Here is a 25,741-nt window from a genome sequence, read left to right on the forward strand (position 1 = left end):
TTCTCTTACTCCTCCGATCCACTTTTTTCAAACCGGAACCATTTGAAATCAAAATTACAGCCCGGTAGGAAGACAAATGTCACCTTCTGTTCTCCCGTCACTTTCTGTATTGGGAATCGCATCTCACGATATTCCCCGCTATGCGGGAAGGGTAGTACCTGCGTCTCCCCATTACTGAATCGCAACTGTATCGTATTGTGCTGCAGAGGTGTCCTTCCGCATATGACGATACTGTCAGAAACATCTGTTCCAAAGTCCATATCACTGAACTCAAGGGAAACATTGTTACCGATCTGTTCAATGGCATCTTCGGTTCTCACAAAGCTGTCTCCATAAGTAACGCCGTCTGTGAGGGCAGACAGTCTCGCATAAGCTTTCTCCTGTTTGGTAAAATGAAACTCCTTCAGGAAAAATTTATCTTCCGACACAATTGTCAGATTTACCACGCCTTTCAGTCTCCGGGACAGTGTAAATGTCTCCGGTTGGAAGACCTCCCAGATGCCGGGCTTCTGATAGGTGACTTCTCCGACAAGTTCTCCCGTCTCTCCGAATCCGGATGCATTCTCCCCGGGTTCTCCCTCCCAGATTTGAATTCTGTGAGGGTCATTATCATTCGCAAAAATAGCCAGCGTGATCTCATCACTCCCGAATTCGCCGAAATCCATGGATCTATAGACCAGACCGGTAGGCTGTGCTTTATCCGTTCCGGCACTGTTCTCCACACCGCGGCTCACATCCCCGCCAAAGCTTGTGTCATAGGAAATAGCAGTAACCGGTTCATAAGGTGACCGAAACGCCTGTCCCATTCCCTCCACCTGAAACTCCAACTGTGAGATCATTTTCACAGAAGGGGTACCGTTGCGGGACATACATCTCACCTGGAAGCTTCCGTCACTGATGCCTGTGATACGGATGCCTTCACCGTCCGGAAGCTCTTCCAGCTTTGCGATCGAGCTGGGAATACCTGTAGCATCCGTAATGCTCCACAGAAGCTTACGGTCAGTGGCTTCCATAGGATAAATACAGGTATGCAGCAGTACAGAAGGGTTTTCCGGTGTCAGTGTCGTTATGGCTGCGCTCAGTTCCAGTTTTCGTACCGGCACGAATCCGGGTTCCACGAAGGCAGGCGGATATTCTCTGTTTTCTTCTGTTGCACAGATGCCGGGACGGATCGGTGCTTCGATAGCATGAAGCGTCACTGTCGCCGTACGGTGCCCGGCAGCTGCCGTATTATCCGGAGTCTCGACTACTGCTGCGGCCATTCCGATGACGGTTTCATCGGTCATGCTCGCCGTGGCTGTCCATGCGTCCTCCACGGTCACACGAATCTCTCCGGGGATCGTTTTCGCAGCGATCATCGCCAGAAGCTTCCCCTGGAACAGCTTGCGGACAGTTCCCTTGTAGGCATCGTAATCGGTACTGTCACCATTGTCCAAACCTACGAGACGTCCGGCGCCTTCCACGGTCACTCTCACATAATCGGAAGCATTTTCCACGGGATGTCCGTCCTTATCTTCTGCCGCGATCTCCAGGAAGATCATATCTTCGCCGTCGGCACACAAAGTAGTTTTGTTTGCTTTTAATACATAATGATCGGTGTTGCCAAAGGAATGTCTCTCCTGCCTTGCGATCTCTCTGCCGGTCTCATCGTAAGCCACAGCGCAGATACTACCTGGCACATAAGGTACTTTCCAGGAGGGTTGCAATACCGTTCCCTTTTCATGATCGATCTGCCGCCTTCCCTGTGATACGCCGTTTACGAACAGTTCCACTTCCGGAGCATTGCTGGTGATCCGCACATCCACCTGCTGTCCCGGATTGAAGTCCCAATACGGGTAGACATGAATCATGGGATCTTTTTTCACATCTGTCCACTCTGCGCGGAAGAGATAGTAGGAATCCTTCGGAAATCCCGCTGTATCCATCTGCCCGAAATAGCTGTTTTTCGTCTGATAAGGTGTCGGCTCACCGATGTAGTCAATAGCTGTCCAGATGAACTGTCCACAGGAATAGGGGGTATCTCTGTCCATAATGATACAGTATTCCGTATTTTTGGCTGCCCAGCTGGTAGTACTGTTGCCCAGAGCAGAGCACTGTTCGTCTGCTTCGATCAGAGTCGCCCGATCCAGTGGAAAATGATAGATGCCGCGGCTCTGTACAACAGAAGAAGTCTCGCTTCCGTAGATGATCCAGTCCGGATACTTTTTATGGTGCTCTTCATAATATTTTTCCGCGTAATTATATCCCGCCAGCTTCACGATATCTGCACATTTCTGTGCGTTTTCCCAGGGCATATAGTTCGAGCCGATGGTCACAGGTGCCACATTTCGGTAGTCCCATTTTCTGACCGCAGCAATGAGGCTTTCGGTGATCTCCTGTCCGTGGGCATCCGCATGAGTATCCGGGATCTCGTTGCCAATGCTCCACATGATAACAGAGGGGTGATTGCGGTCCCTGCGGATCCAGCTGCGGACATCCTTCTCCATCCAATCCTTGAAAAATCTGGCGTAATCATATGGATTCTTCGCCATCTCCCACATGTCAAAGGCTTCAGACAATACCAGAAATCCCATCTCGTCCGCCAGTTCCATCACTTCCACTGCCGGCATGTTGTGAGAAGTCCGCAGGGCATTGACGCCCATGGAACGCATGAGTTTAAACTTACGGCGCATAGCTTCCTTGTGGAAAGCCGCGCCCAGTGCTCCGAGGTCATGATGGTCACAGGTACCGTTCAGGCGGATCTTCCTGCCATTTAATAAAAAACCCCTGTCTGGATCAAATTGTATGGTGCGGAAGCCGATACGGAAATATTCCTGCTGACATAGTTCCCGGCTGTTGGTCTCCTGCTCTCTCCACAGGCATACCTGTAGATCATATAAGTAAGGATCCGTAATGTCCCATTTCCTCGGATTATCCACAGGGATCGTCATGGATATCTTGTTCTGTCCACAGGTGAGGGGCTGTTTTACCCGGAAGAGCTCCGAGGTTTCTGTTTCTATGGGGCTTTTGCTGTTATCAGTATCTCGCAGACAGTATTCCAGTTCATAATTTCCACTATCTGTTCCCCATTCCAGTTCCGTGTCGATAGTCAGGTCATAACCCTTGTTCGTCTCAACAGAAGATATGTAGATGCCGTCCAGAGGAATATGTGTCTCCGGCAGCCGGATCATCCACACATTCCGGTAGATTCCTGCACCGCTATACCATCTGCTGTTGGGCGCCTGAAATACAACACGCAGAACGATTTCATTGTCTCCCTCATGTAAAGCATCCGTAATATCCCAGTCAAAGGTAGAATAGCCGTATTTCCAGTCGCCAAGGTGCTCACCATTTACATAAATAGAAGAATCCATGTAGACACCTTCAAAGCGGAGGATGACACGGTCATCATTTCCTGTTTTATCCGGGGCATAGGCAAAGTTCTTCCGATACCAGCCGATGCTGTCTTCATAGAGATTCTTCGTATCATAGATCAACCAGTCATGGGGCAGATCCACCGGCTGCATTTTGGCTTCCCAGATCTGCCTGTCTTCCCAGTTCACACCTAATTCCGTTTTGGCAAAATACCAGTTATCATTCCATAACGTTTTGCTATTCATCGAAATTTCTACCCTTTCTGTCCATATCGTTTCCTGTCAGGTTCCTGCTTCTATAGTGCTGCTTTTCCTACTTGTGTCCCGTCTTATCGTTGTCTGATATGGTCTTCACATCCACTCGGTCTTCCAAACGTTTTACTATGTAAACTGCCAGTACTGCATCCAATGTTCCCAGTACCATGCCACCCAGAATGTCCGTGGGATAGTGCACGAAGAAATAGAGTCTGGAAAAAGCAATGATTGCTGCCACCAGCAGACTTAAAATACCTGCCTTACGATAATAGCTGAAAATGGTCACCGCTCCGGCAAAACCGTTGGAAGTGTGTCCCGAAGGGAAGGAATATTCCGAAGGGAACGGAATTTTCAGCGTCACACCGGTGTCCACTGCGCAGGGCCGGGGTCTGGCAATCACATTTTTCAAGAACAAATTTCCCACAAGGTATGTAACGGCCATGGCGATCATCATCGTCAGGCCGCATTTCCGGGTCTTAGGTATACAGGTCAGCACAATCGCAATAACGATCCATACCAGACCGCTTTCTCCCATCGTAGTAAAAAAACGAAGAATCTCTGTCAGCCATTCCTGATGGATCCCCTGAATTGCATGTAATATCTGTAACTCCATATTGCTCTCCATTCCGCAGACGGCTGTCTGTCCTTACGTCACCGTCTGTCGGCAGTCTGCGCCTTCCACTAGGCGTTCACGCTGTTAATCCTGCCGTCACTACGCAGGCAATCGTTTTCTCAAAATTATTGCATTCTATTTAAGAACGCCTTCGCATTGGCTGCGATGTCATCCTTGAACACAGCAGAGCCTGCCACGATAACATTGGCTCCCTTCTCCAATGCCTGCACTACGTTGTCCAGATGAATACCGCCGTCTACTTCCAGATCGGTAGCAAGTCCTCTGTCCGTGATCATTTTACGGATCACCGCTACCTTATTCAGGCATTCCGGGATCAGCTTCTGTCCGCCGAAACCGGGCTCCACGGTCATGACCAGTACCATATCCACCAGTTCCAGATAAGGCTCCACGGTCTCTGCCGGGGTGGCGGGTTTGATGGTGATGCCAACCTTTTTGCCGGTGGCACGTATTTTATCAATGCATCCCTTCACATCTTCTGTGGCTTCCAGATGAAAATTCACCAGATCCGCACCGCAGGCAGCGAACTCTTCCACATAGCGCTCCGGCTTCTCGATCATCAGATGCACATCCAGGAACATGTCTGTGTGGGGTCTCACTGCCTTCAAGACAGGCATTCCGTAAGAGATTGAAGGCACAAACAGTCCGTCCATCACGTCTACATGCAGCCAGGGTACACCGGCTCCTTCCACAGCTTTGATATCCTCTCCCAGCTTCCAGAAATCCGCCGAAAGAATTGAAGGTGATAAAATATTCATGATACTCCTCATTTCTGCCCCTTAGGGCCTTGTCTGCAACACTTTTCCCTTTGAAAAGGAAATCGTATTCCGTATGCGTCTATTCTAACAAACTTGTATTCTTAAAACAAGATAAACTAAAAGGAACCTTTCCTTTTGGAAAAAGTTCCTCTCTTCGTGTCTTGTGATCACGTAATTCTCTATAGATTTTTGACATCCTCTTTTAACTGCTCCCAGGCATCTTCATGCTCTGTATAGTATATGGGACATTTTTTCCCACCGCAGTCATAGTGGCGGAGAATATCCTCCGGTTCCAGTTCATAGGCATCGATCAGCCAACTCAGCAGCCTGATCAGGGAATCGTAGGTCTCCTGAGTGAACTGTCCGTTGTCCGCCTTATAGCAGCATTCGATAGAGATGGAATCCTCGTTACGGGTCTGCACCGCGTAAGCGATCTCATCCAAAGGAACACACTGGATGATCTCCCCGTTATAGCCGATGATGAAATGCGCGCTGGCACTGCGCTCATGATTGTCCTTAAGCTGTTCGAAATAACTGCGGTTCTGTGCCGCACTGGTGCCGGGGTTGGCAGTATAATGCACGAAAATATTATTCACCTCCGTCAAAGGATCTCCCGGTCTGGAATATTCATTTACCGTGAGGAAATCCTCCGTCCAGTCAGGGTGCGCTGCGTAAGTCTCCGCCGCCAGTCCCTGGATCCTAGTCCCCATGGTATTCTCAATCCCTTTTTCCACCTGCTGCGCCATATCTATTGCTTCCATCGGTGTGCTGGCTTCCGCAGTACTGGCAGGCACCTTCAAAAGCTTTGTCAATGCGACGATTCCTACCAGAATTCCTGCACAAAGCAAAGTCATCCGGATATATCTGCGGATTCTTGCCCGTCTGCGGCGACGCTGTCTCTCCGCCCTCGTCAGGCGTTGTCTTGTGCGCGTGTTGTAGGTATTGTCTCTGCATACGTTTCCATCAGATACAGCAGCCGCAGTTTTCTGTTTCTGTTGGCGGATTCTGTTTTCCTGCTGGGGCACTGCACTATGATGTCGTTGATCTATGCGCCTTCCTATATGTCTGCCCGTATTTTTCCCGGTTTGATAATCCACCAAATACGGATTCCTCCGCATTTGCGTTATATGGATCTCTGCCTGTCTGCCCGAACGATTTTCCTGCATCATATTGCCAGTCCCTCCGAATGAATTACTTTCTACGGGTTTCAATATAACGCGGAATTGTCACATTTTACGTCACATTTTTCTTAAGAAATTATAAATTTCTCCTATAACAGTTCTTGCAGATATGTTTCGATCTCTTTCGCGGTAATTTGATGGGCTTTCACACCGGGATGCAGGCGGCTGCCTACGGTATCCGGTGTAGTGTCGGGAAGTTGCAAAAAGTGTATCCGGGAATCGGCGGTCTGCTCCGCATAGCCTTCCACAGTTTCCCGGATGACGGACAGGAAGTTGTCTCCCAGCATACCGTAACCCCAGATGATCTGTGCTGTGGGGTTGCTTTCCCGCACTACTTTCAGGAAATCGCAGATAGCTGTTGTCAGGATCTCTTTAACTTCTTCTACGTCCCGTGTTCCTGCCCATTCCTGCCCTAGTTCCGCTGCGGACTGAATCGCTGTGGCATCATTGGTTCCCAGATTGATAATTACCGCATCCGGCTGCCATGCCTCGAAATCATAGTCTTCCAACGCTCCCAAAGAAGCATTCCTCTCCCCGGTGAGTAAGCCACAGACCTGTGTGTAAAACGGAGGAATCTTATTCTCCACATTTCCATCCCATCCGGTGACAATTCCCCAGCCGCTCTGAGATACCACACGATACTCTGCGGATAATGCATCTGCCACCATACGGGGATAAGTATTCATTGCAGAGAAAAAGGCACTGATCCAATCTTCCTCATAGACGGCCCCCACCGTACCTTCCCCGCTGGTAATGCTGTCCCCCACAAATTCCAGCCGGTACTTCGGCTCCGGCAGCTGCTGGAATTCACCGTCTGCATATTGCAATCCCACAATCTGTAACAGATGCCCGGGATCCTGATGCATTGCCTGTACTTCTTTCAGAATCCGTACATGCTTCGGTTTTCCTACCGTCATCCCCCGGAATAGGCACACTTCATTTTTCCCTTTATTTAACGGAACTCTACTGATCTGCACACCGTTCAGTTCCACCGCAAGCCACGGTTCATAAGCGTCGTAATCGGCATTTACCTCCACCTGAATTTCACTGCCGGTATAGATAAATTCTATTCCGCTTCCGGTCCAGAATAAGTTCACCACATCCGTTCCCGTGGTGCGTCCCAACACCCGTACCTGCGGCAATGCTGCTACGCTGACTATCTTTGTTGGCTGCTCCATTTTTCTGCCATACCTCCCTGTGCATTGTTTTATCTGTCGTTCTGATTTTCGATGTCTCGCTCTCTGATCACCGATTCTTGGCACAACGGCTATATTCTTCGGCTATCACAGCCTCCGCAGGGCGATCGCAAACTGCATAAGGACTCTTCCTTTCCATACTTCCCGGCCAGTCCCAGATTCCGAAGCCTTTCACCCAGTCCCGTTTTTCGCAGGCAGAAAACATTGCCAGATACCAGTCTGCCTGTTCCGCATCATCCTCTTTGCCCTGCAGTTCCCAGTTATTCGGCACCAGCGCGGAACCATGGATATTCATGCATCCAGCCTCCGAGAAAATAAAAGGCTTCTGGTATTTTTTTACTACTTCTTCAATGCGATCCAACTGATTCTCCCAATCATCGATGGGATAGTATCCGCTGGAAGCGATCACATCCACTGCATCCCACCATGTAATATGATCTTCTCCGTATTTGTCACAATTATAACCGACAGGCCCGTCATATACTGTGCGGACCTCTGCGATCAGCTTTCTCCAATCCGTCTCCCGGTGCTCTGTCATCGTCATCTCGCAGCCTGTAAGAAATAATTCACACCCTGTCCGCTGTGCGATCTGTGCATAATGCTTCTGAAAAGCAATATGGCTTTCAAACCAGTTGCCCCACTTCGGTTCACAGGGAACATCATGATCAAAAAAGCTTATCCTTGCTCTCCAGACACCATTGTCACAATTCACGGTAGGCTTTAATGCCACCTTTAATCCCAGACTCTTCGCAAAGCGAATCATATCACACAGTTCTTCATCCGTGCAGCTTTTCTCCCCATCGAAACGAATTTCTTCGCTATAAGGGGTTTCCTGCATCCCCGAGGGAGTGAGTATCACCCAGTTCGCGTGGGTCTTATGCGCCATTTCCTCCATACTTTTTCTGGCTTCTCCAGATCCCAGTACGCCTTTGTGCGGAAATACCGCAAAATTCACCCCATGAAATTTTTCTGTACCAAATTTCTGCATCAAAAGTTTTCCTTTCCATAATTGTTTTATCGTAAAGCTTTTCCAATCTCCGTTCTTGTATTGTATCATTATTATCTTTATTTAGCTAGCTATTTTAGCTTAATTTTAGTTAAAATTATTTTTGTTTTCTCACTTTTCCTATGTTAATATAAAAACAAAGTTATACAATCAAATGAGGGAGAATATTGCCATGCATTTTGTCCAGGCGAAGGGGATTTTATCTCAGAATAACGGAATGAATATTTACCGCGGATGCTCCCACGGCTGCATTTATTGTGACAGCCGCAGCAGATGTTACGGTTTTACACACGCCTTTGAAGATATCGAGGTCAAGAAAAATGCTCCTGAACTGCTGGAGCAGGCATTACGTTCAAAACGGCACAAATGCATGATCGGTACAGGTGCCATGTGCGATCCGTATCTTCCCGCTGAAAAAAAGCTTCAATTGACCAGAAAATGTCTGGAACTGATCGATCGGTATGAATATGGCGTTACGGTACTCACAAAATCCAATCTGGTGCTTCGGGATCTGGATCTGCTGCAATCTATCAATAAGAAGGCCAAAGCAGTCGTGCAGATGACGCTCACTACTTATGATGAGGAGCTGTGCCGTAAGATTGAACCGCATGTGTCTACTACGAGAGAGCGTTTTGAAGTGTTGATGCGATGTAAAGAGTTGGGAATACCGACTCTTGTGTGGATGACACCGATTCTTCCTTTTATTAACGATACCAGGGAGAATATAGAAGGCTTGCTTGATTATTGCCTGCTGGCAGGAGTTCAGGGGATTCTGGTGTTCGATGTTGGTGTCACGCTGCGGGAAGGCGACCGGGAATATTTCTATCAGGCGCTGGATCGTGATTTCCCCGGCATCCGGCAAAAATATATCAGCACCTACGGAAATGCCTACGATATTCCCAGTCCTTATGCAAAAGAGCTTATGGCACTGATTCAAAATACCTGCGTAGCGAATGGTATGCTGTGTTCCCCGAAGAAATGCTTTACTTACCTGCATGAATTCCCCGAGAGATACGTGCAGCAGACATTATTTTAAATTGAGAGTTAGTGAAATAATCCCGTAGCCCTTAGCAGGGTATAAGAAACGCGGCACGCTCGCGCTCTGTCGCAGAGCGTAGCGGTACATAGGCGGTCACAATGCGACCGCAATGCGTCCCTTAGGACGCTATGGTACCGACGTCTGCTTACGGCACTGCTTATTCTTATACCCAGCCGGGGCTACTGGTTTCTTGAAAAACTTCATGGGTCTATAGGAAAAAAACTGGCTCTGAGATGCTCATTTTGAAGAAATTGAGTATCTGAAAGGCAAATTTTTCCCTATAGACCCATATTCATCTTTTTATGCGCTATTTGCAACAAATTTAGTATCCCACAACTCATTTTTTCTGTATAGACCCAAAACACAGAACGCCCACGGTGGACGGAATGTCATGCCGCGATGTCTGTCGGAGGGTGTTGATATTTTCTTGAAAAGTGCTGATAGACAGGGCGGAGTGAACAGGAGGTTCACGACAGGCGGATGTTGCCATGGATGGCAACTGGAGCCGTGCCCGTGCGGATTAGAACCGCTATATCACTTTTCGTAGAAAATTCACACCTGGAGACGCGACATCAAGGCGTGATGTTCCGTTCGCCGCGGACGTTCGTGGGGTCTACGGCAACCCTACGTTACGAGCCATGCACCCAATTCATAAATGTGTCGCAAAGGGCGCTCCACATTTATTTCATTGACGGCTGTCGCCGTATAAAGTCAAAAACAAAAACAGCGACTTGTGAGCAAGCTCCCAGATCGCTGTTTCTGTTTTGACTTTGCATGGCTCGTAACTCTCAATTTTGCAAAGGACACAGGTGCTATACCATCTTGAATCCTTTCGCCTTCAGGCAGATCTCCACTTCCTCAGGATCTGCGGTATGCAGGATCATGACAGGGGTAGAAGAATCACGGTTAAAGGACAGATAGGTGTAGTCCACATTGACATTACTGTCTAACAGCGCGGTCAGCAGGGTGTTCAATGCACCGGGCTTGTCCTCGATCTCTACTGCCAGAACATCCACGAAACGGCAGAGGTAGCCCTTCTCTGTGAGGACCTCTTTTGCCTTCTCGGGATCGGATACGACCATGCGGTTGATGCCGTACTCGGCTCCATCGTTGGTCACGGAACCCCAGATATTGATGCCTGCTTCATACAGCGCATTAGTGATGGTCTGCAGGGCTCCTTTTTTATTCTCAGCATAAATAGATAACTGTTTCAACATTTCGGTATTACCTCCTCATTGCGATCTGACTGATAATGCAGTCTGTCCAGGAATCTCCCGACACTTTATTATGATAAAGCAATCTCACGAAATAATCAACCCAGAGTTGTACTTTCCTAATTTTATTTTATCGCTTACATACCAAAAATGACTTTAATCTAAACTCGAGTTTAAATTAAAGTCATTTTTCATTTTAGGAAATCGTTCCATGGGAGAACAATCCTACCGGTCCCTGGGGAGGATCCTTGGGATCTTTGGAATCCTTCGATTCTGCTGAAGTCTCAGTCTTGTTTTCAGGTTTTTCCACAGCTGCGTCACTCTGAGAAGCCTCGCCGGCAGTTTCCTTCGTTGCATTCTCCGATGTTGTCTGCTCTTTTGCTTCCTGCAAGCTGTCCTCAAAGGCAAGCGGCTGAAATGTCGGATCTGTGGAAGTCATAACCTGCTCACCGATGGTCACGTCAATGTTGTTTCCCTTCATTGCATCTGCAACCGTATTATCTGTCTCATCCTTTTTTGTCTCAGTCTTTTGACCGGTAGCGCCTTCCGCGGCATCCTTCTTTTCTTCCTCAGGATCGGGCAATCCCTTTTCTCTGCGGAAGATCTCCATGAATTCCTTACCGGTAATGGTCTCACGCTCGATCAGGAACGCTGCCAGCTTATCCATCAGTTCTCTGTTCTCGCGAAGCATCTGTAATGCCTGATCATAACTTTCCTTGATCATGGCAACGACTTCTTCGTCAATGGCTGCTGCCGTTTCATCACTACAGTTCAGCGCGGTTCTTCCCTCCAGATACTGGCTCTCTACAGTAGCCAGTCCCACGAGTCCGAAGCGCTTGCTCATACCGTAACGGGTGATCATATTACGGGCAATAGAAGTAGCTTTTTCAATATCATTGGCTGCACCTGTGGTCACGGTATCAAATACTACTTCCTCAGCGGCACGTCCGCCCACCAGTCCTACCAGCATATCCCGAAGTTCTGCCTCGGTGTTGAGGTATTTTTCCTCCTCCGGTACCTGCATGACATACCCCAGCGCACCCATGGTACGGGGCACAATGGTGATCTTCTGCACCGGCTCGGAATTTTTCTGCAGGGCACTGATCAGTGCATGACCGACCTCATGATAGGATACGATACGACGCTCCTCCTTGCTCATGATGCGGTCCTTTTTCTCCTTACCTACCAGTACCTGTTCCACTGCTGCGAACAGATCCTTCTGGCTGACGAATTCTCTGCCTTCCTTGACGGCATTGATGGCAGCCTCGTTGATCATATTGGCGAGATCGGAACCTACCGCACCGCTGGTCGCCAGTGCAATAGCATCCAGATCTACGGTCTCATCCATCTTCACATCCTTGGCATGTACTTTCAGGATCTCCACACGTCCCTTGAGATCCGGCTTGTCTACGATGATCCGGCGGTCAAAACGTCCGGGACGTAACAGAGCTTTGTCCAGGATCTCCGGGCGGTTCGTCGCACCCAGGATCAGGATACCCTTAGAACTGTCGAAACCATCCATCTCGGACAGCAACTGGTTCAGGGTCTGTTCCCGCTCCTCGTTGCCTCCGCCGTACTTAGAATCACGGCTGCGGCCGATGGCATCGATCTCATCGATAAATACGATACAGGGAGCATTCTTGGTTGCTTCCTTGAACAGGTCGCGGACACGGCTGGCGCCCACACCTACATACAACTCAATAAAGTCGGAACCTGTCAGGGAAAAGAACGGCACATGTGCCTCACCTGCCACTGCTTTTGCAAGCAAAGTCTTACCGGTTCCGGGAGGTCCCACTAACAGGGCTCCCTTGGGAAGTTTTGCGCCGATCTTGGAATATTTCTGGGGATTGTGCAGGAAATCCACGACCTCCACCAGAGATTCCTTTGCTTCGTCTTCGCCGGCTACGTCCTTAAAAGTAACACCGGTTTCCTTCTGTACATATACTTTGGCATTACTCTTGCCGACGCCCATGGGACCTCCACTGCCGCCCATTTTACGGAACAGGAATCCGGCTACGACCCAGATCAGCACTACAGGTAATACTACCGTTACCAGAATCTCCATCAAAAAGCTGGAGGTATTACTGCTGATACGGGTACCCGTCACACCATGCTCCTGTAATCTGCCCGTCAAAGTATCCAGATCCTCCATCAGCATCGTATAATATACCGTCTTAGACTGCGTTGCCTTCTGCGTAATACCATAAAAGGTCACATAACTGTCAGGTGCCGGCGTAGCTGCCGCTTCCTTTTTCAGCTGTACCGTGATCACACCGCTTTCCTTATTTACCTCTACTGCTTCCACCTTATCCGCTTCCAGATCCTTCAGGAAATCCGTATAAGACACCTCCGTACCATTGCCGGTTCCGAAAAATGCATTATACAACATCAATATGGCGATCACTGTCATCAGACCGGACAGGATCATCATCAGGATACTGGGACGCCTTGGTGGACGATTTCCGTTGCCTCCGTTACCGTTATTGCCGTTCCCGCTATTGTTGCCGCTGCCGGGAGCTCCGTTGCCATTGCCGCCGTTACCGGAGCCATAGCCGTTATTATATGATTCAGATAATATTCTCATGTCATCTCCATTTTCTACTTTATTTTATTGTCTCTATTTTTTCTATATTTAATATTCTCATATTCCGAGACAATAAATTTATTGTAACTATTTAGCCCCATTTGCAGAACGCAGTTTTACATGGCTCTGAATAGTTACAATCTATTTTATTATAGAGATAACCTGCGGATAAATCAATAGCACAAATGTGAAAAAAGCATGAAAAGCAGGCTATATCACACTATTTATCCATGAATCCGAAATACCGTCACTTCTCCGAAATAGGATTCGTTTGACACATACTGTGGAATTCTCTCCGACAGCATATTTTTGTGATCTATATGCAGACAAACACCCGAAATCCGTAAGAAACGAATTTCGGGCACCTGCCTGCGACAAACAACTTACAACAAACAATTATAGAATCACACCCTTCAGAATGACCTGACGGCGATGCAACTCTTTGTCGGCAATCACGATATTCGCGTATTTGCCTGCTTCCAGGGATCCAACCTTGTTCCCGACTCCGATGCTGACTGCCGGATTGATGGTAGCCGCACGGATTGCCTGCTCCTTCGGGATTCCCATTTCCACAGCCTTACACATACAGTCATACAGATTCGTGGCGCTTCCGGCAATGGTTCCGTCTGCCAGGGTAGCTAAGGCTCCACGCACGGTAACCTCCTGCCCGCCCAGGGTGTACTGTCCATCCTCCATACCTACGGCACGCATGCTGTCACTGATGAGGATCATACGATGTGCACCGAACAGGCGGAAGGTATTCCTTACCATACAGGGATGGATATGAATGCCATCACAAATCAGCTCCGGCATGACTTCCGGATCATCCGCTGCGGCTCCCACCACAGCAGGCTCTCTATGGGTTGGTACGGGCATGGCATTATACAGGTGGGTAATGTGTTTGGCTCCAGCCTGTATTGCCTTGACAGCCGTGTCATAATCGGACATTGTATGTGCGATAGAGAAGTGGAACTCCTTCCCCAGTTCCCGGATACAGTCAATGGCTCCTTCTGTCTCCGGTGCGATGGATACCAGCTTTACCAGTCCCTTTGCGCATTTCTGTAATTCCTTCAGCACTTCAACACTGGGAGGGATGACATATTCTTCCTTCTGGGCACCCTTTTTTGCTTTGTTGATAAAAGGGCCTTCCAGATGTACTCCCACTAAGCTGTCCGGTTTATCCCCCGACACTTCTGTCAAAATCTGTTTTAACTGTTCTACCGGCAGTGTCATGGTCGCAGGACAGATACTGGTGATCCCATGACTGTTCTCATAGGCTTCGATGGCACGATACGCTTCCTGTGTCCCATCACAGAAGTCATATCCCGCTGCTCCGTGAAAATGAACATCTACCAGTCCGGGCAGCACCAGTGTCTCACGTTCCACTTCACTTAGCTCTCCCTCTGTGCAGAAGTCCACTTCTGCGATCCGGTCTCCTTCGATGCGGATTCTGCCCGGACGGAACTCATATTCTGTGGTATATAATAATCCTTTTACTTCTTTTATTTGTTTCGCACCCTCTGCTGGCATTTTGTCCCCTCCTTAACTTTAGCCAAGACAGGCTTCATCGCCCACCAGAATCACGTTATTGTGAAGCTGTAATACCGAAGCGGGAACCTGAGGACAGATCGGTCCCCAGAATGCTTTCTTTACGATTTCTTTTTTATCTGCTCCGCAAGCCATAATGAGAATCATCTTCGCCTGCATGATGGACTGGATGCCCATGGTATATGCCTGCCTGGGCACCTGATCTTCAGAATCGAAAAATCTTGCATTCGCTTCGATGGTGCTCTCACTCAGATCCACGCAATGTGTGGTCTTGGAAAACTCCTCTGCAGGCTCATTGAATCCGATGTGTCCGTTATGCCCAAGCCCTAACAGCTGTAAATCAATACCACCGATACGCTCCAGTATGGCATCGTACTCACCGCATGCCTGGGCGGGATCTTTTTTACCGTCGGGAACATTGGTGTTTTCTATTTTTATATTTACATGATCAAAGAGCTGATGGTTCATAAAGTAGCGGTATCCGTTGGGATTCTCGCTGTCCAGCCCCCTGTATTCGTCTAAATTCATGGTCTTCACCTGAGAGAGATCCAACTCTCCGGCTTCGTATTTTGCGATCAGTCTCTGATAGGCACCGATGGGTGTGGATCCTGTTGCCAGTCCCAGCACGCTGTCCGGTTTTAATAAAATCTGTGCAGCGATCAGATCTGCCGCCAGCGTGGATGCTTCCTCATAATTCTTCGCACAATAAACTCTCATATTCGTCTCCTCCTGCACGCTCTAAAGGTCATGCATAAGGAACTCTATAGACGGTCACAGACTCAGCTTAAAGTATTTCGATACTCATTGGCTGAGATTCCTTCCAGCTTTTTGAATACCCGGGAGAAATGGGCCAGATCCTGGAATCCCACTTCTTCTGCGATATCATAGATTCTGCGGGAAGGATCCTGTAACAGTTCCTTAGCTTCCGCAATACGTGCTTTGTTCAGGGCAACGGAAAAATTCTCGCCCGTATGCTTATTTAACAGCTTGCTCAGATGCCACTGGCTCACATAACAGTGATCCGCCACATCCGCTAGCTGGATTCGTTCTCTGGAATGTTCTTTGATATATTCCAGTGCTTTTGTCACCACAAAATTATTGGCTTCACTATTGTAGAGTACGGAGTCTTCTTCCTCCGCCTCTTCCGTGACAGCTTCCGGCTGTTCCTCTTCTATGTGGAACAGCTTCAGTTTCTCTGTCATGTTCTCAATAGCTTCATACAACTCGTCCATCTTGGACGGTTTCAGCAGAAAGGCCGACACCCCCAGCCGGATAGCTTCCTGCGCATATGTAAATTCACGATACCCCGTAAGAATAGACACCTGCATGTACGGGAATTCTGATTTCAGACCGGCGATCATGGTCAGCCCGTCCATTTTCGGCATACTAATGTCGGAGATGACGATAGCCGGCTTCTCCCGGCGGATCACTTCCATCCCTTCGATTCCGTTATAGCCGAATCCCACGACCTTACAATTCCAGCGCTCCCAGGGGATACTCCGGGACAGTCCCTCCACGATCAGCGGTTCATCATCAATAATCACTACCTTGTACATACCGGCACCTCTCATAATGCTTTATCTTTGTTATTAAGCAGACCCCATTCGCAAAATTCATCTTCGATAAATTTTTGCTCATGTGGTTGCTCGCCAAATAACTTTCATCGTCTTCTCCTGCGAATGCGAGCATTCGGTGAGAAGACTCGAAACTTACCTGGCTCTGCTTAATAACATTCTACCCCTTGACGGCACCTGCTGTCATTCCTTTTATAATATATTTCTGTAAGAAAATGTACACAATTACAACCGGCACAACTACCAGTGTAACGGCGGCTGCCATCAATCCGTAGTTCGTTCCTTCCTGGCTGGTCAGTTCATTCAAAAGTCTGGTGATGGTACGCATCTCCGGACGGCGAAGGAAGAACATCTGGGTAAACAGGTCATTATAGCTCCACAAGAATGCGAAAATGGCTACCGTAGCGAAAGAAGGCTTGGTCAACGGCATGATAACCTTGAAATAAATCTGGAATGCGTTACAGCCTTCCATGTATGCGGCTTCTTCCAGTTCCAGCGGCAGGCTCTTCATGTACCCGGACAACACTACGATGGAGAATGCCAGGTTACCGGCCACCTGCGGCAGGATCACGGACAGCATGGTCAGTCCCCAGCTGCTGGTATTAACGATCCCCCAGGAGGTCTCCATGGAGAACACCGGGATGATGGTGGCGAATACCGGGAACATCATAGCGGACACTACCATGGAATACAGGAAGCTGCTTCCCCGGAAACAATATCTTGCCAGTGCATATGCTGCCATACCCGCTAACAGAATGACTAACAGTGATACCATCATGGAGATGAAGATACTGTTGCGGTAAGCTCCGAAGATATTCAGATTGCCGAATGCCTTACGATAGTTGGCTGTGGTGAACAGATCCCCCACCGGCAGAGAGAAAGAATCTGCAAGGATCTTATCCTTCGCCTTGAAGGAGTTCTGGATGACCCAGATGATCGGATAAATCGTAGTAAAAGCCCAGATGGTCAGGAAAAGGTATACCAATATGGATCCAACGGATATTTTCTTCTTCATGGCTTTCCCTCCTAGTAATCTTTTTCTTTGAAGATGGCATTTACCACCTTAGCCAGTACGATGCCAAGGACTACGATCAGTACTGCCAGTGCGGAACCATAATCTACATTTTTGGTCTCCATGGTGTGATAGTACATGTAGGTTCCGGTGAGGAAGGTGCTCTTTAAGGGCATCCCCTTCGGGAACATGGTCCAGGGCAGGTCGAATACTTTCAGGGCACCGGTGACTGCCAGAACGCTGCATGTACAGATCACATTGTGTAACAACGGTATGGATATGTATCTTACCTTCTGGAATGTAGAAGCTCCGTCAATTCTGGCTGCTTCATACAATTCATCGGAAATATTATTCAGTCCCGTGATCAGGATCACGAAATAGAATCCTACATACTGCCACATAACCGGCAGCATCATAGTGAAAAGCGCGAGCCCTTCGCCCTTCCAGTCTGTCAGTCCGACCTTACCCAGTTTTTCCAGGATCTGGTTCAGCATACCCTTGTCATACAGGAAGATCAGGTTGAACAACAGACCAAGTGCGGTAGCAGAGATCACGATAGGGAAGAAGTATACTGTCTTGTAAAAGTGTTTCCCGTGTGTAATATTATCTACCATCAATGCCAGGACAATAGCGATTCCCACCTGACCCACCAGCGTAACCGGCATCATGATCAGTGTGTTTTTCAGGGAAATCCACATAACTTCATCATGAAACATCTCTACATAGTTGCTGTACCAGGGATCCAGGAATCCTTCACCGCTGCTTCCCAGCTGTCGTATATTCTGAAAACTATTCCAGATATTCTGTAAGAACGGGTAATACAAATAGACAATCATGAAAAGAAAGGCGGGGATCAGGAAAATTATTGCCGGTTTCTTATTCTTGTATATACTTGCTCCCATATGCTTCCTCCATTCACTTTCCTGTTGAAATCAGCCGGAGTTTTTATCCCCCGGCTGAACAAGAAATCTTTTATATTTTACTGCTGTGCGTGATACAGCTTCAGTCCTTCTTCCACTGCCTCAGCTGCATCCAGCTTGCCGGTTACGATCTCGGGCATGCCGTCAAAAGTGGTTACACGGCAGTCACCCATGAAGATGTCCTGTACGGCTCCGGTCAGGGATGTAACACCGGACATCATATCCATAGCTTCGATCTGCAGAGCATTGAACTGACTCTCGTCTACAGCAGGAGCGTTCTTCAGAGCGCTTGCGGTATGCTGTGCAAATACAGGAACTAATTCATCAGAGGTCATGTAGCTTACGAAATCAACAGCTGCTGCTCTCTTGTCGGGATCCTCCCATGCTTTTCTGGTGATGTAGTAACCCATGGACAGACCACCGATCAGATCGGTTGCTTTTCTGTCACCATTGCCGGGTACATAGGTAACGGTAAAGTTAGCCAGCTTGTCAGCATCCAGGGTAGAAGCATCCTCGGGATCGGACTGGCATGCACTTACAATACCGCCAACCTTCCAGGAACCATCGATCAGGAATGCAGCCTTGCTGTCTACAAACATAGCGAAGGTCTCATCGTCAGTTGCGGATAAGGTGTTGTCAGGGAAATATCCCAGTTCATACAGTTCTTTGATATCCAGCATACCGTCTACCCAGGAAGCAGCATCCTCAATTCCTGCGGGAACCTGTACATGATTCTCAGGTGTGTCATGATTGAAGATCGCATACTCCCACCAATAATGAGGGATGTTGCCCAGAGCTGCTGCAATCGGAGTATATCCTGCATCCTTGATCTTCTGGCAGTCTTCCTTGAACATGTCCATGGTGTAATCAGCACCGGGGACTTCTACGCCTGCTGCATCCAGGACTTCTTTGTTCACGAACATTGCTTCCCAGAAACCGTTGACGGGAACTGCGTATTTTTTGCCGTCTACCAGAGAGTCGGTGATCAGATCATCATTCATGTTAGATGCATAATCGGGATACTCTGCGCGGATCTCATCAATAGAAACTACCTTGTCAGCTTCGATGAAGCTGTTTGCATCTGCTCCGTTGAAGAAGAACAGTACGTCGGGTTCGGAGCCTGTCTCGAAGTCGGTGATTACTCTGGTCTTGAAGGTCTCATCAGAAGTAGCAGAGGTATCTGCTACGGTGTTACCGGTCTCGTCACACCATGCCTTTACGGCATTTTTGAAATTCTGTGCGTTACCGTCTTCACCTGCGAAGGTGGTGGTTACATTCAGTTCTACAGGCTTTGCTGTAGCTGTTGTTCCCTCGGAGCTTGTAGTACTTTCTGTTTTTGTGCCGGTCGTCTCTACGCCCCCGTCAGACGGCTGGCTGCCACATGCTGCAAGAGAAAAAATCATGGTACCTGCCAGCATTGCTGCAATAAATCGTTTCATACACTATACCTCCCAAATTTTGTTTTCCAGATGTTCTTCATCTGTTGTAACTATATAATAGTATGAATGGGGGAAAATCAAAATTGTTGCCTTTGGCTTTTTTTGCCTATTATTGTTGTCTTCCTTCATCAATTTTGACCAAAATTGTACTAACTGTATGATTATTTTTGTTATTAGTGATGAACAATCCGCACTCCGGACCGTACATCATGCGAAGTCTTTGGTCAACATTACGGATTCCGAGGCTTACGCGGTGTTCCTTTTGTGGATTCGGTTCTTCATTTAACAGCTTGTGTATCTTTGCCTGATCCTCTTCACTTAAAGGACGGTTGTTCTCAATCTCGATACACAACAGATCTTCCCGTTTTCGATACAGACGGATCACCAGTTCCCCTTCTCTGGTAATGCTCATGCCGTGTTCAATGGCATTCTCTGCAATGGGCTGCACGATCAGGCGGGGGATCTTATAGTTTAACAGGCTCTCATCTATTTCTTTTCGACAGGTGAATTTCTCGCCATACCGCTGTGTGATGATATAGAGATATGCATCCACATATTCCATTTCTTCCGCCACAGTATTGTAAGGATCCGCCTTACGGTTCATGGTGGCTTCCAGCATGGTGGACAGTGCCTCGATCATCTGACTGACACGCATATTACCGTTCAGGCGTGCCTCCCAGTTGATGATCTCCAATGTATTATTCAGGAAATGGGGATTGATCTGTGACTGCAATGCCATGATCTTTGCATCCCGCAGAGCAATCTCTTCCATGTAGATTTTATCAAACTGCTGCTTCAGCTGGGATGACATATAATTAAAGGATTCTTCCATATGATAGAATTCTTCGCTGTTTGCCATATTCTCAATCTGGGTGCCGTACTCCCCGGCTCTCACCACATCAAATACCTTAATGAGATCCTGCACCGGTCTGTTGACCCGTTTATTCAGGAAATTATAAATAATGAATACCAGCGGCAGTGCAAACACCGCCAGAATTCCGTAAACATAGCGGATTGTCTTAATCTCTGCATAGATTGCCGACCGGTCCAGTTCTACCACACAATCTAACGTGGAATGGTACAGCTTCAGCCTCTTATATACATAGGGGTTCTGCCTGCCGCTCGCATGCTCTATAAAGCTGCCATTTTCCGCAAGCTGATTCTGCTGTTCTTCGCCATAGTGCAAGCTGTCGCCCCCCTCCAGGCTTAAAGCATGTGTGCCGTCGAGATAGACCACAGCGTTTTCATAACCCCAGACACTTTTTAAACTCTCCATCAGAGATTCTTCGTTCAATTCGATCGCGAGGATTGCAAAAGGGTGGAATTTGGAGTCCACCAGGTTACGGATCATATACAGTCGTCCGTCGTAGCTGCGCAGTTCCGTCCGGGTATCCAGGTCATCCATCTCTTCTAACAGATCCTTTGCCACATAGGTCTTGAAATAAGTGATGTCACGATAGGTTCCGCCGGTACTGTTATTGTAGGTGTAATAGATATCATCGGGATATTCCCGGAATACCAGGTTCACAGCCTGGCAGTTTTTATGGAACATATACTGCTGCTCCAGGAAGGTAAATACGGTTGTCTGGAAATCCCGTCTGTTTCCGCCATCCTGATACGTCAGATATGCTTCCCGGATCACGTTCAGATAGGAAGCATTCTTGGATGCGGTCTCACTCTCTGCCAGCTGCAGCTCCATGATCTCTACCGCCTTTTCCATGGACGTCGTCACGGACCGATCGATCTGGGTATGTACTTTCCGTGTCGCCATAATGCTCATGATGCCGTTGGTCACAAGCAGCGGCAGGAACCAGCCGAATAACAGTAGGAAAAGCATACTCCATAGCAAGGATTTCCGTCTGCAGATTTTTTCTTTTGTCTTCATGAACATCCCCCTTAGAAATTTTTGTATATAGAAAGATGATAACACAGTTCTCCACTGTGTTACCATCTCTTTCACCAAATTATGATAATCCATTTACTTTTTCAGCAATAAGTAATCCTCGAAGATCTCACAAAGCTGCTTTGCATCTTCCGCTTCCGGCATCTCACAGAAGATTCGAAGCAACGGTTCCGTACCGGAGAACCGTACAGAAATCCATCCACCGTTTTTCAGATACAGCTTTACCCCGTCAAGGTAAGAAATCTGCTCTACTTCGTAGGGAATCTCCGGCAATTTCTTTTCTTCCAGCAGATGCTTCTGAATCGCTTCCTTTTTCTCCTGACTGAAGCGGTAGTCTCTCTCTTCCAATGCAAGCTTACCATACTGTGCATGGATCTCTTCCATGATCGCGGAAAGCTTTTTGCCGGTGACAGCAAGCATTTCCACCAGCAATGCAGATGCATAGACACCATCCTTACCCTTGATATGACCACGCACCGTCAGACCACCGGATGACTCTCCGCCGATGACAGCATCCGTTGCATACATTTTCGCAGAGATATGTTTAAATCCTACGGGAACCTCATAGCATTTCTCACCGAAGCTCTCTGCCACGCGGTCCAGCATATGCGTGGTGCAGATATTGCGGACTACGGGACCGTGCCAGCCCTTGTATTTCATCAGGTAGTAGTACAGCAGTACCAGAATGTCATTGGGATGCAGGAAGTTTCCCTTTTCATCGATGACACCGATACGGTCCGCATCACCGTCGGTTGCGATTCCCATGTCGCATTTTCTGTCCAGAACATAGTTCTGTAAAGCACGCAGCGTGTCTGCTGTAGGTGCCGGCAGCTTACCGCCAAACAACGTATCATGACGTTCATGGATGGTTTCCACCTCGCATCTCGCAGTCATCAGCACAGTCTTGATAGAGGTCTCGCTGACGCCATACATGGGATCCAGTGCCACGCGCAGTCCCGCTTCACGGATAGCTTCCATATCTACTGCGGCAATGATGCTGTCCAGGTACTCATTCAAAGGATAGATTTCTTCGATCAGTCCGGCTTCCAGTGCTTTCTGATAATCCATTTCATTCACAGGCAGATCCGTCACCTCATTGATAAACTGCTCGATCTCCATGGTCTGTTTCTCGTCTGCATCTCTGCCGCCGTAGGTGAATACCTTAACACCATTGTAGATTGCCGGATTATGGCTCGCCGTGATCATCATACCGTACTGGTAGTCATGCTTCATCACATAGAACATTACCAGAGGTGTCGGTACGGATTTATTGATCAGTTTTGTATGTATCCCTTCTGCCGCGAATACCATTGCAGCCCACTGCATGGCTTCCTTGGACAGGAAACGTCGGTCATAACCGATGACCATTCCGGTGTTCTCCACACCTTCCTTTTTCATCTTATCGCACAGTGCCTTGGACAGGATCTGGATATTCTCCTTCGTAAAATCTTCTCCGATGACGGCTCGGAAACCACCGGTACCAAATTTGATCATAATACTGCCTCCTTATATATTATCTTTTTTTGCTTTTGTTCCGTGCTACGCACTACCACTTCTCCGCTCCGGTCCCAAGGTCTTTCACCCACTTATGCGCAAGTTCATGTGGGCTTAGACCTTTTGACCCTGGCATCATTTACATAATGACGAATACTTCATGTTTCGTACCCGCGCGGAATACGGGTACTTTATCTGCCTTATGTCCGTCCACAAGGATCTCTTTTACCCCATGCATCACCTTGCTGCGGTTTTCCACCTTAATATTGTAAGTTGCTCCACGCCATCTTCTGGTCACCCAGAAGCCTTCCCAATCTGCAGGAATGCAGGGATCGATGATCAGGCAGTCATAATCCGGGCGGATTCCCAGCATATATCTGGTAGCGCTGAAGTAGGACCAGCCGCCGCTGCCTGTCATGAATGGATGTCTTGCTCTGCCGAATGCTGTGTGATCTTTGCCTGCAATAAACTGACAATAGGAATAGGGTTCGGATTCCCGGATCTCGATCCTGTCATTCTGCCAGTAAGGACACAGCGCATCGTAGAATTTCATTGCCAGGTCGCCTCTGCCGCAGACGCAGGCTGCTGCCCATGCCCAGGGATTGGGATGGGAGAAAATGGCTCCGTTTTCCTTCAGACCCGGATATACCCTCGTTACAAATCCGATATCATCATCGGGCTTCGTATAGGAAGGAGTGTTCAGCAGTAAACCATACGGTGTATACAGATATTCGTCGATGGTCTCCAGCGTCTTTGCACTCTTCTCCGGATCTGCCACGCCGGATAGAATTGCCCAGGCATTGGACTCCAGATGTACCTTGCCCTCTGCGTCTTCCTTGCAGCCGATCTTTTTCCCGTTCTTCGTGATGCCGCGAATGTACCAGTCACCGTCCCACAATACCGCATCGCAGGCTTCCTTTACCTTATTTGCCATCTGATGATAATGCTTCGCGTCCTCTCTCTCCCCGAGGATCTCCGCCAGCGTGATAAAATGCTGCAATGCCCAGTAGTGCAGGAAGCTTACCATGGCGCTCTCACCACCGCCCAGATTCAGGCAGTCATTCCAGTCGGCGCGGAGTCCCTTGCAGATTCCGTCGTTACCGACCTGCTCAGCGCTGAAGTCCAGAATCCGCTTCAGATGTTCATATACACTCTCTGTTACTTTATTTCCCAATACATAAGTATCTGCGTAGGTGAACTCTTTTCTGGCAAAATTCAGGTCTCCTGTTTCTTTTATGTACTCTACCACTGCACCCACAAGCCACAGGGCATCATCGGAGCAGGCATCCTTGATTCCGTGGATCATGCTCTGTTTGTCCGGCTCCGGGATCACCGTCGGTGACTGGAACGGTTTCTCCCCGGTCTTTTCCTCAAACCATTCCGGTGAGAACAGGTGCAGACCGTATCCTGTGGTGGTCAGCCCCTTTAACAGCTGTTCGATTCTTTCCCGGCACTTATCCGGATTGGAATGAGGGATCGTCATGGCATCCTGTGCCGTATCACGATATCCCAGTCCCACACGACCTCCGACCTCAATAAAGGATGCAAAGCGTGAGAACATGACGTTGATCTCCGACTGGTACAGTGTCCAGGTATTGATCAGTGTATTCATACCTTCATTCGGAGTCTTGATCTGCAGTGCATCGTATTTTTGTTTCCAATAAGCTGCCAGGTCGGTATAGACCGCATCCACTCTCTTCAGGTCACTGTATTTTACACGGATCCGTCTGCCTTCTTCGCGATTTCCCTCTCCCAGCATGATCACGAAGCGGGCTTCCTCACCGGGCTGCAGTTTGAAGTTTTTCTGTAAGCTTCCACAGTGGTTGCCTCCCAGTTCTGTGGAACCGGAGAGAACTGCTCTGTCCAATCCCGCTGGATGGTCTTCGGTGCCATACACCCCTAAGAACTTGTCTCTTACGCAGTCATAGCCATCCGGTGTGAAGCTGGCAGTAAGATACTGATACCCTTTTTCCTCGTAAAATAAGTCTTCCTCGATGATGCCGTCTTCATAAGAGGATCCGGCACAGTACAGACTCATCTGGAAATTCTGGTTATCGATCATAATGTGATGGAAAGAAAATTCCATGTAAGTAAATAAGGAAAGATCCCTGACGGCATCTGTGGTGTTTTTCACCTTTACGTCCCACAGCAATACATTCTCCCCACGGGGAATGACCATAGTCTGTGAAGATGCCAGTCCGTCATACTCACTTTCATAGACCGTGTAAGACAGTCCGTGACGGCAGCGGTAGCTTGCCTTGGACAGGTCCTTCGCCACCGGCTGCCAGGAGATGGAATGATAATCCTTCTTCTCATTATCTCTGATATATACATAGAATCCCGGCCGGTCCATGGGTACCCCATTCCCTCGGAAACGGCTGATCCTATGATACTCGGGAGTCTTGTAGAACAGATAACCTCCCGCCGTATGATTGATGACCGCTGCCATGTCCTCGACACCCAGATAGTTGGTCCAGGAACAGGGCAGAGCCACGTTGTCGATGACGTATTCTCTTTTTTCATTATCGAAATAGCCGTATTGCAAAACGCGTCCCTCCCGTATATAGTTTTTTGCTTTTTCAGAACTTTTTTGTTCTGTTTTATTACAATTTCATTATAGGAAAGGAGCTCTTT

Annotated in this window: 18 protein-coding genes; 1 reads left to right on the plus strand and 17 read right to left on the minus strand. The window is 48.3% G+C overall.

What is annotated here, in order from left to right; translation table 11 throughout:
* Positions 1–5 precede the first annotated feature (5 nt).
* The 6 genes from H9Q77_RS15205 to H9Q77_RS15230 all read right to left on the minus strand — a co-directional run bounded on the left by H9Q77_RS15205 (position 6) and on the right by H9Q77_RS15230 (position 8,362).
* Positions 6–3,599, minus strand: a complete 3,594-nt coding sequence (locus tag H9Q77_RS15205) for a glycoside hydrolase family 2 TIM barrel-domain containing protein (protein WP_249326084.1) — start codon at positions 3,597–3,599, stop codon at positions 6–8.
* A 67-nt stretch (positions 3,600–3,666) separates the two neighbouring features.
* The gene (locus H9Q77_RS15210; RefSeq protein WP_249326085.1) at positions 3,667–4,221 is read right to left on the minus strand and encodes a phosphatase PAP2 family protein; all 555 of its coding nucleotides are present in this window, start codon (positions 4,219–4,221) and stop codon (positions 3,667–3,669) included.
* 125 nt (positions 4,222–4,346) lie between these two features.
* A complete protein-coding gene (rpe, locus tag H9Q77_RS15215) occupies positions 4,347–4,997 on the minus strand; it encodes a ribulose-phosphate 3-epimerase (protein ID WP_249326086.1) in 651 nt (216 codons plus the stop codon).
* A gap of 179 nt (positions 4,998–5,176) precedes the next feature.
* On the minus strand, positions 5,177–6,166 hold the full coding sequence (locus H9Q77_RS15220; RefSeq protein WP_249326088.1) for a peptidoglycan recognition protein family protein: 990 nt from the start codon (positions 6,164–6,166) through the stop codon (positions 5,177–5,179).
* A 101-nt stretch (positions 6,167–6,267) separates the two neighbouring features.
* The gene (locus H9Q77_RS15225) at positions 6,268–7,356 is read right to left on the minus strand and encodes a GDSL-type esterase/lipase family protein (RefSeq protein ID WP_249326089.1); all 1,089 of its coding nucleotides are present in this window, start codon (positions 7,354–7,356) and stop codon (positions 6,268–6,270) included.
* A 67-nt stretch (positions 7,357–7,423) separates the two neighbouring features.
* Positions 7,424–8,362, minus strand: coding sequence for a glycoside hydrolase family 113 (locus H9Q77_RS15230; protein ID WP_118547817.1), 939 nt, complete (start codon positions 8,360–8,362; stop codon positions 7,424–7,426).
* A 190-nt stretch (positions 8,363–8,552) separates the two neighbouring features.
* On the opposite strand from H9Q77_RS15230, the gene H9Q77_RS15235 reads away from it, so the two are divergent.
* Positions 8,553–9,416, plus strand: coding sequence for an SPL family radical SAM protein (locus tag H9Q77_RS15235; protein ID WP_249326091.1), 864 nt, complete (start codon positions 8,553–8,555; stop codon positions 9,414–9,416).
* An 815-nt stretch (positions 9,417–10,231) separates the two neighbouring features.
* Here the strand turns inward: H9Q77_RS15235 and H9Q77_RS15240 are convergent.
* From H9Q77_RS15240 to H9Q77_RS15290, 11 genes are all read right to left on the minus strand, one after another.
* Positions 10,232–10,636, minus strand: a complete 405-nt coding sequence (locus H9Q77_RS15240; RefSeq protein WP_118550997.1) for an amino acid-binding protein — start codon at positions 10,634–10,636, stop codon at positions 10,232–10,234.
* A 193-nt stretch (positions 10,637–10,829) separates the two neighbouring features.
* Positions 10,830–13,217, minus strand: coding sequence for an ATP-dependent zinc metalloprotease FtsH (ftsH, locus tag H9Q77_RS15245; protein WP_249326093.1), 2,388 nt, complete (start codon positions 13,215–13,217; stop codon positions 10,830–10,832).
* 396 nt (positions 13,218–13,613) lie between these two features.
* A complete protein-coding gene (gene nagA, locus H9Q77_RS15250) occupies positions 13,614–14,747 on the minus strand; it encodes an N-acetylglucosamine-6-phosphate deacetylase (RefSeq protein WP_249326095.1) in 1,134 nt (377 codons plus the stop codon).
* An 18-nt stretch (positions 14,748–14,765) separates the two neighbouring features.
* Positions 14,766–15,482 carry a glucosamine-6-phosphate deaminase gene (nagB, locus tag H9Q77_RS15255; RefSeq protein WP_249326097.1) on the minus strand — a complete coding sequence of 239 codons (717 nt, stop codon included), beginning with the start codon at positions 15,480–15,482 and terminating at the stop codon, positions 14,766–14,768.
* 62 nt (positions 15,483–15,544) lie between these two features.
* Positions 15,545–16,321 (minus strand): response regulator transcription factor, encoded by a 777-nt coding sequence (locus H9Q77_RS15260; RefSeq protein WP_249326099.1) that lies wholly within the window; start codon positions 16,319–16,321, stop codon positions 15,545–15,547.
* A 178-nt stretch (positions 16,322–16,499) separates the two neighbouring features.
* Positions 16,500–17,354 (minus strand): carbohydrate ABC transporter permease, encoded by an 855-nt coding sequence (locus H9Q77_RS15265; protein ID WP_249326102.1) that lies wholly within the window; start codon positions 17,352–17,354, stop codon positions 16,500–16,502.
* Between the two features lie 11 nt (positions 17,355–17,365).
* Positions 17,366–18,253 carry a carbohydrate ABC transporter permease gene (locus tag H9Q77_RS15270; protein ID WP_249326104.1) on the minus strand — a complete coding sequence of 296 codons (888 nt, stop codon included), beginning with the start codon at positions 18,251–18,253 and terminating at the stop codon, positions 17,366–17,368.
* Positions 18,254–18,330: 77 nt separating this feature from the next.
* Entirely contained in the window at positions 18,331–19,710 is a 1,380-nt protein-coding gene (locus tag H9Q77_RS15275; RefSeq protein WP_249326105.1) for an ABC transporter substrate-binding protein, read from the minus strand.
* 109 nt (positions 19,711–19,819) lie between these two features.
* Entirely contained in the window at positions 19,820–21,595 is a 1,776-nt protein-coding gene (locus H9Q77_RS15280; RefSeq protein WP_249326108.1) for a sensor histidine kinase, read from the minus strand.
* A 93-nt stretch (positions 21,596–21,688) separates the two neighbouring features.
* Positions 21,689–23,107: a phosphoglucomutase/phosphomannomutase family protein gene (locus H9Q77_RS15285; RefSeq protein ID WP_118548022.1), complete on the minus strand. Its 1,419-nt coding sequence runs from the start codon at positions 23,105–23,107 to the stop codon at positions 21,689–21,691.
* Positions 23,108–23,246: 139 nt separating this feature from the next.
* Entirely contained in the window at positions 23,247–25,652 is a 2,406-nt protein-coding gene (locus tag H9Q77_RS15290) for a GH36-type glycosyl hydrolase domain-containing protein (RefSeq protein ID WP_249326110.1), read from the minus strand.
* Between the last annotated feature and the right edge of the window lie 89 nt (positions 25,653–25,741).

Origin of the sequence: Simiaoa sunii, assembly GCF_014337175.1 — a bacterium.
GTDB lineage: Bacteria > Bacillota > Clostridia > Lachnospirales > Lachnospiraceae > Acetatifactor > Acetatifactor intestinalis.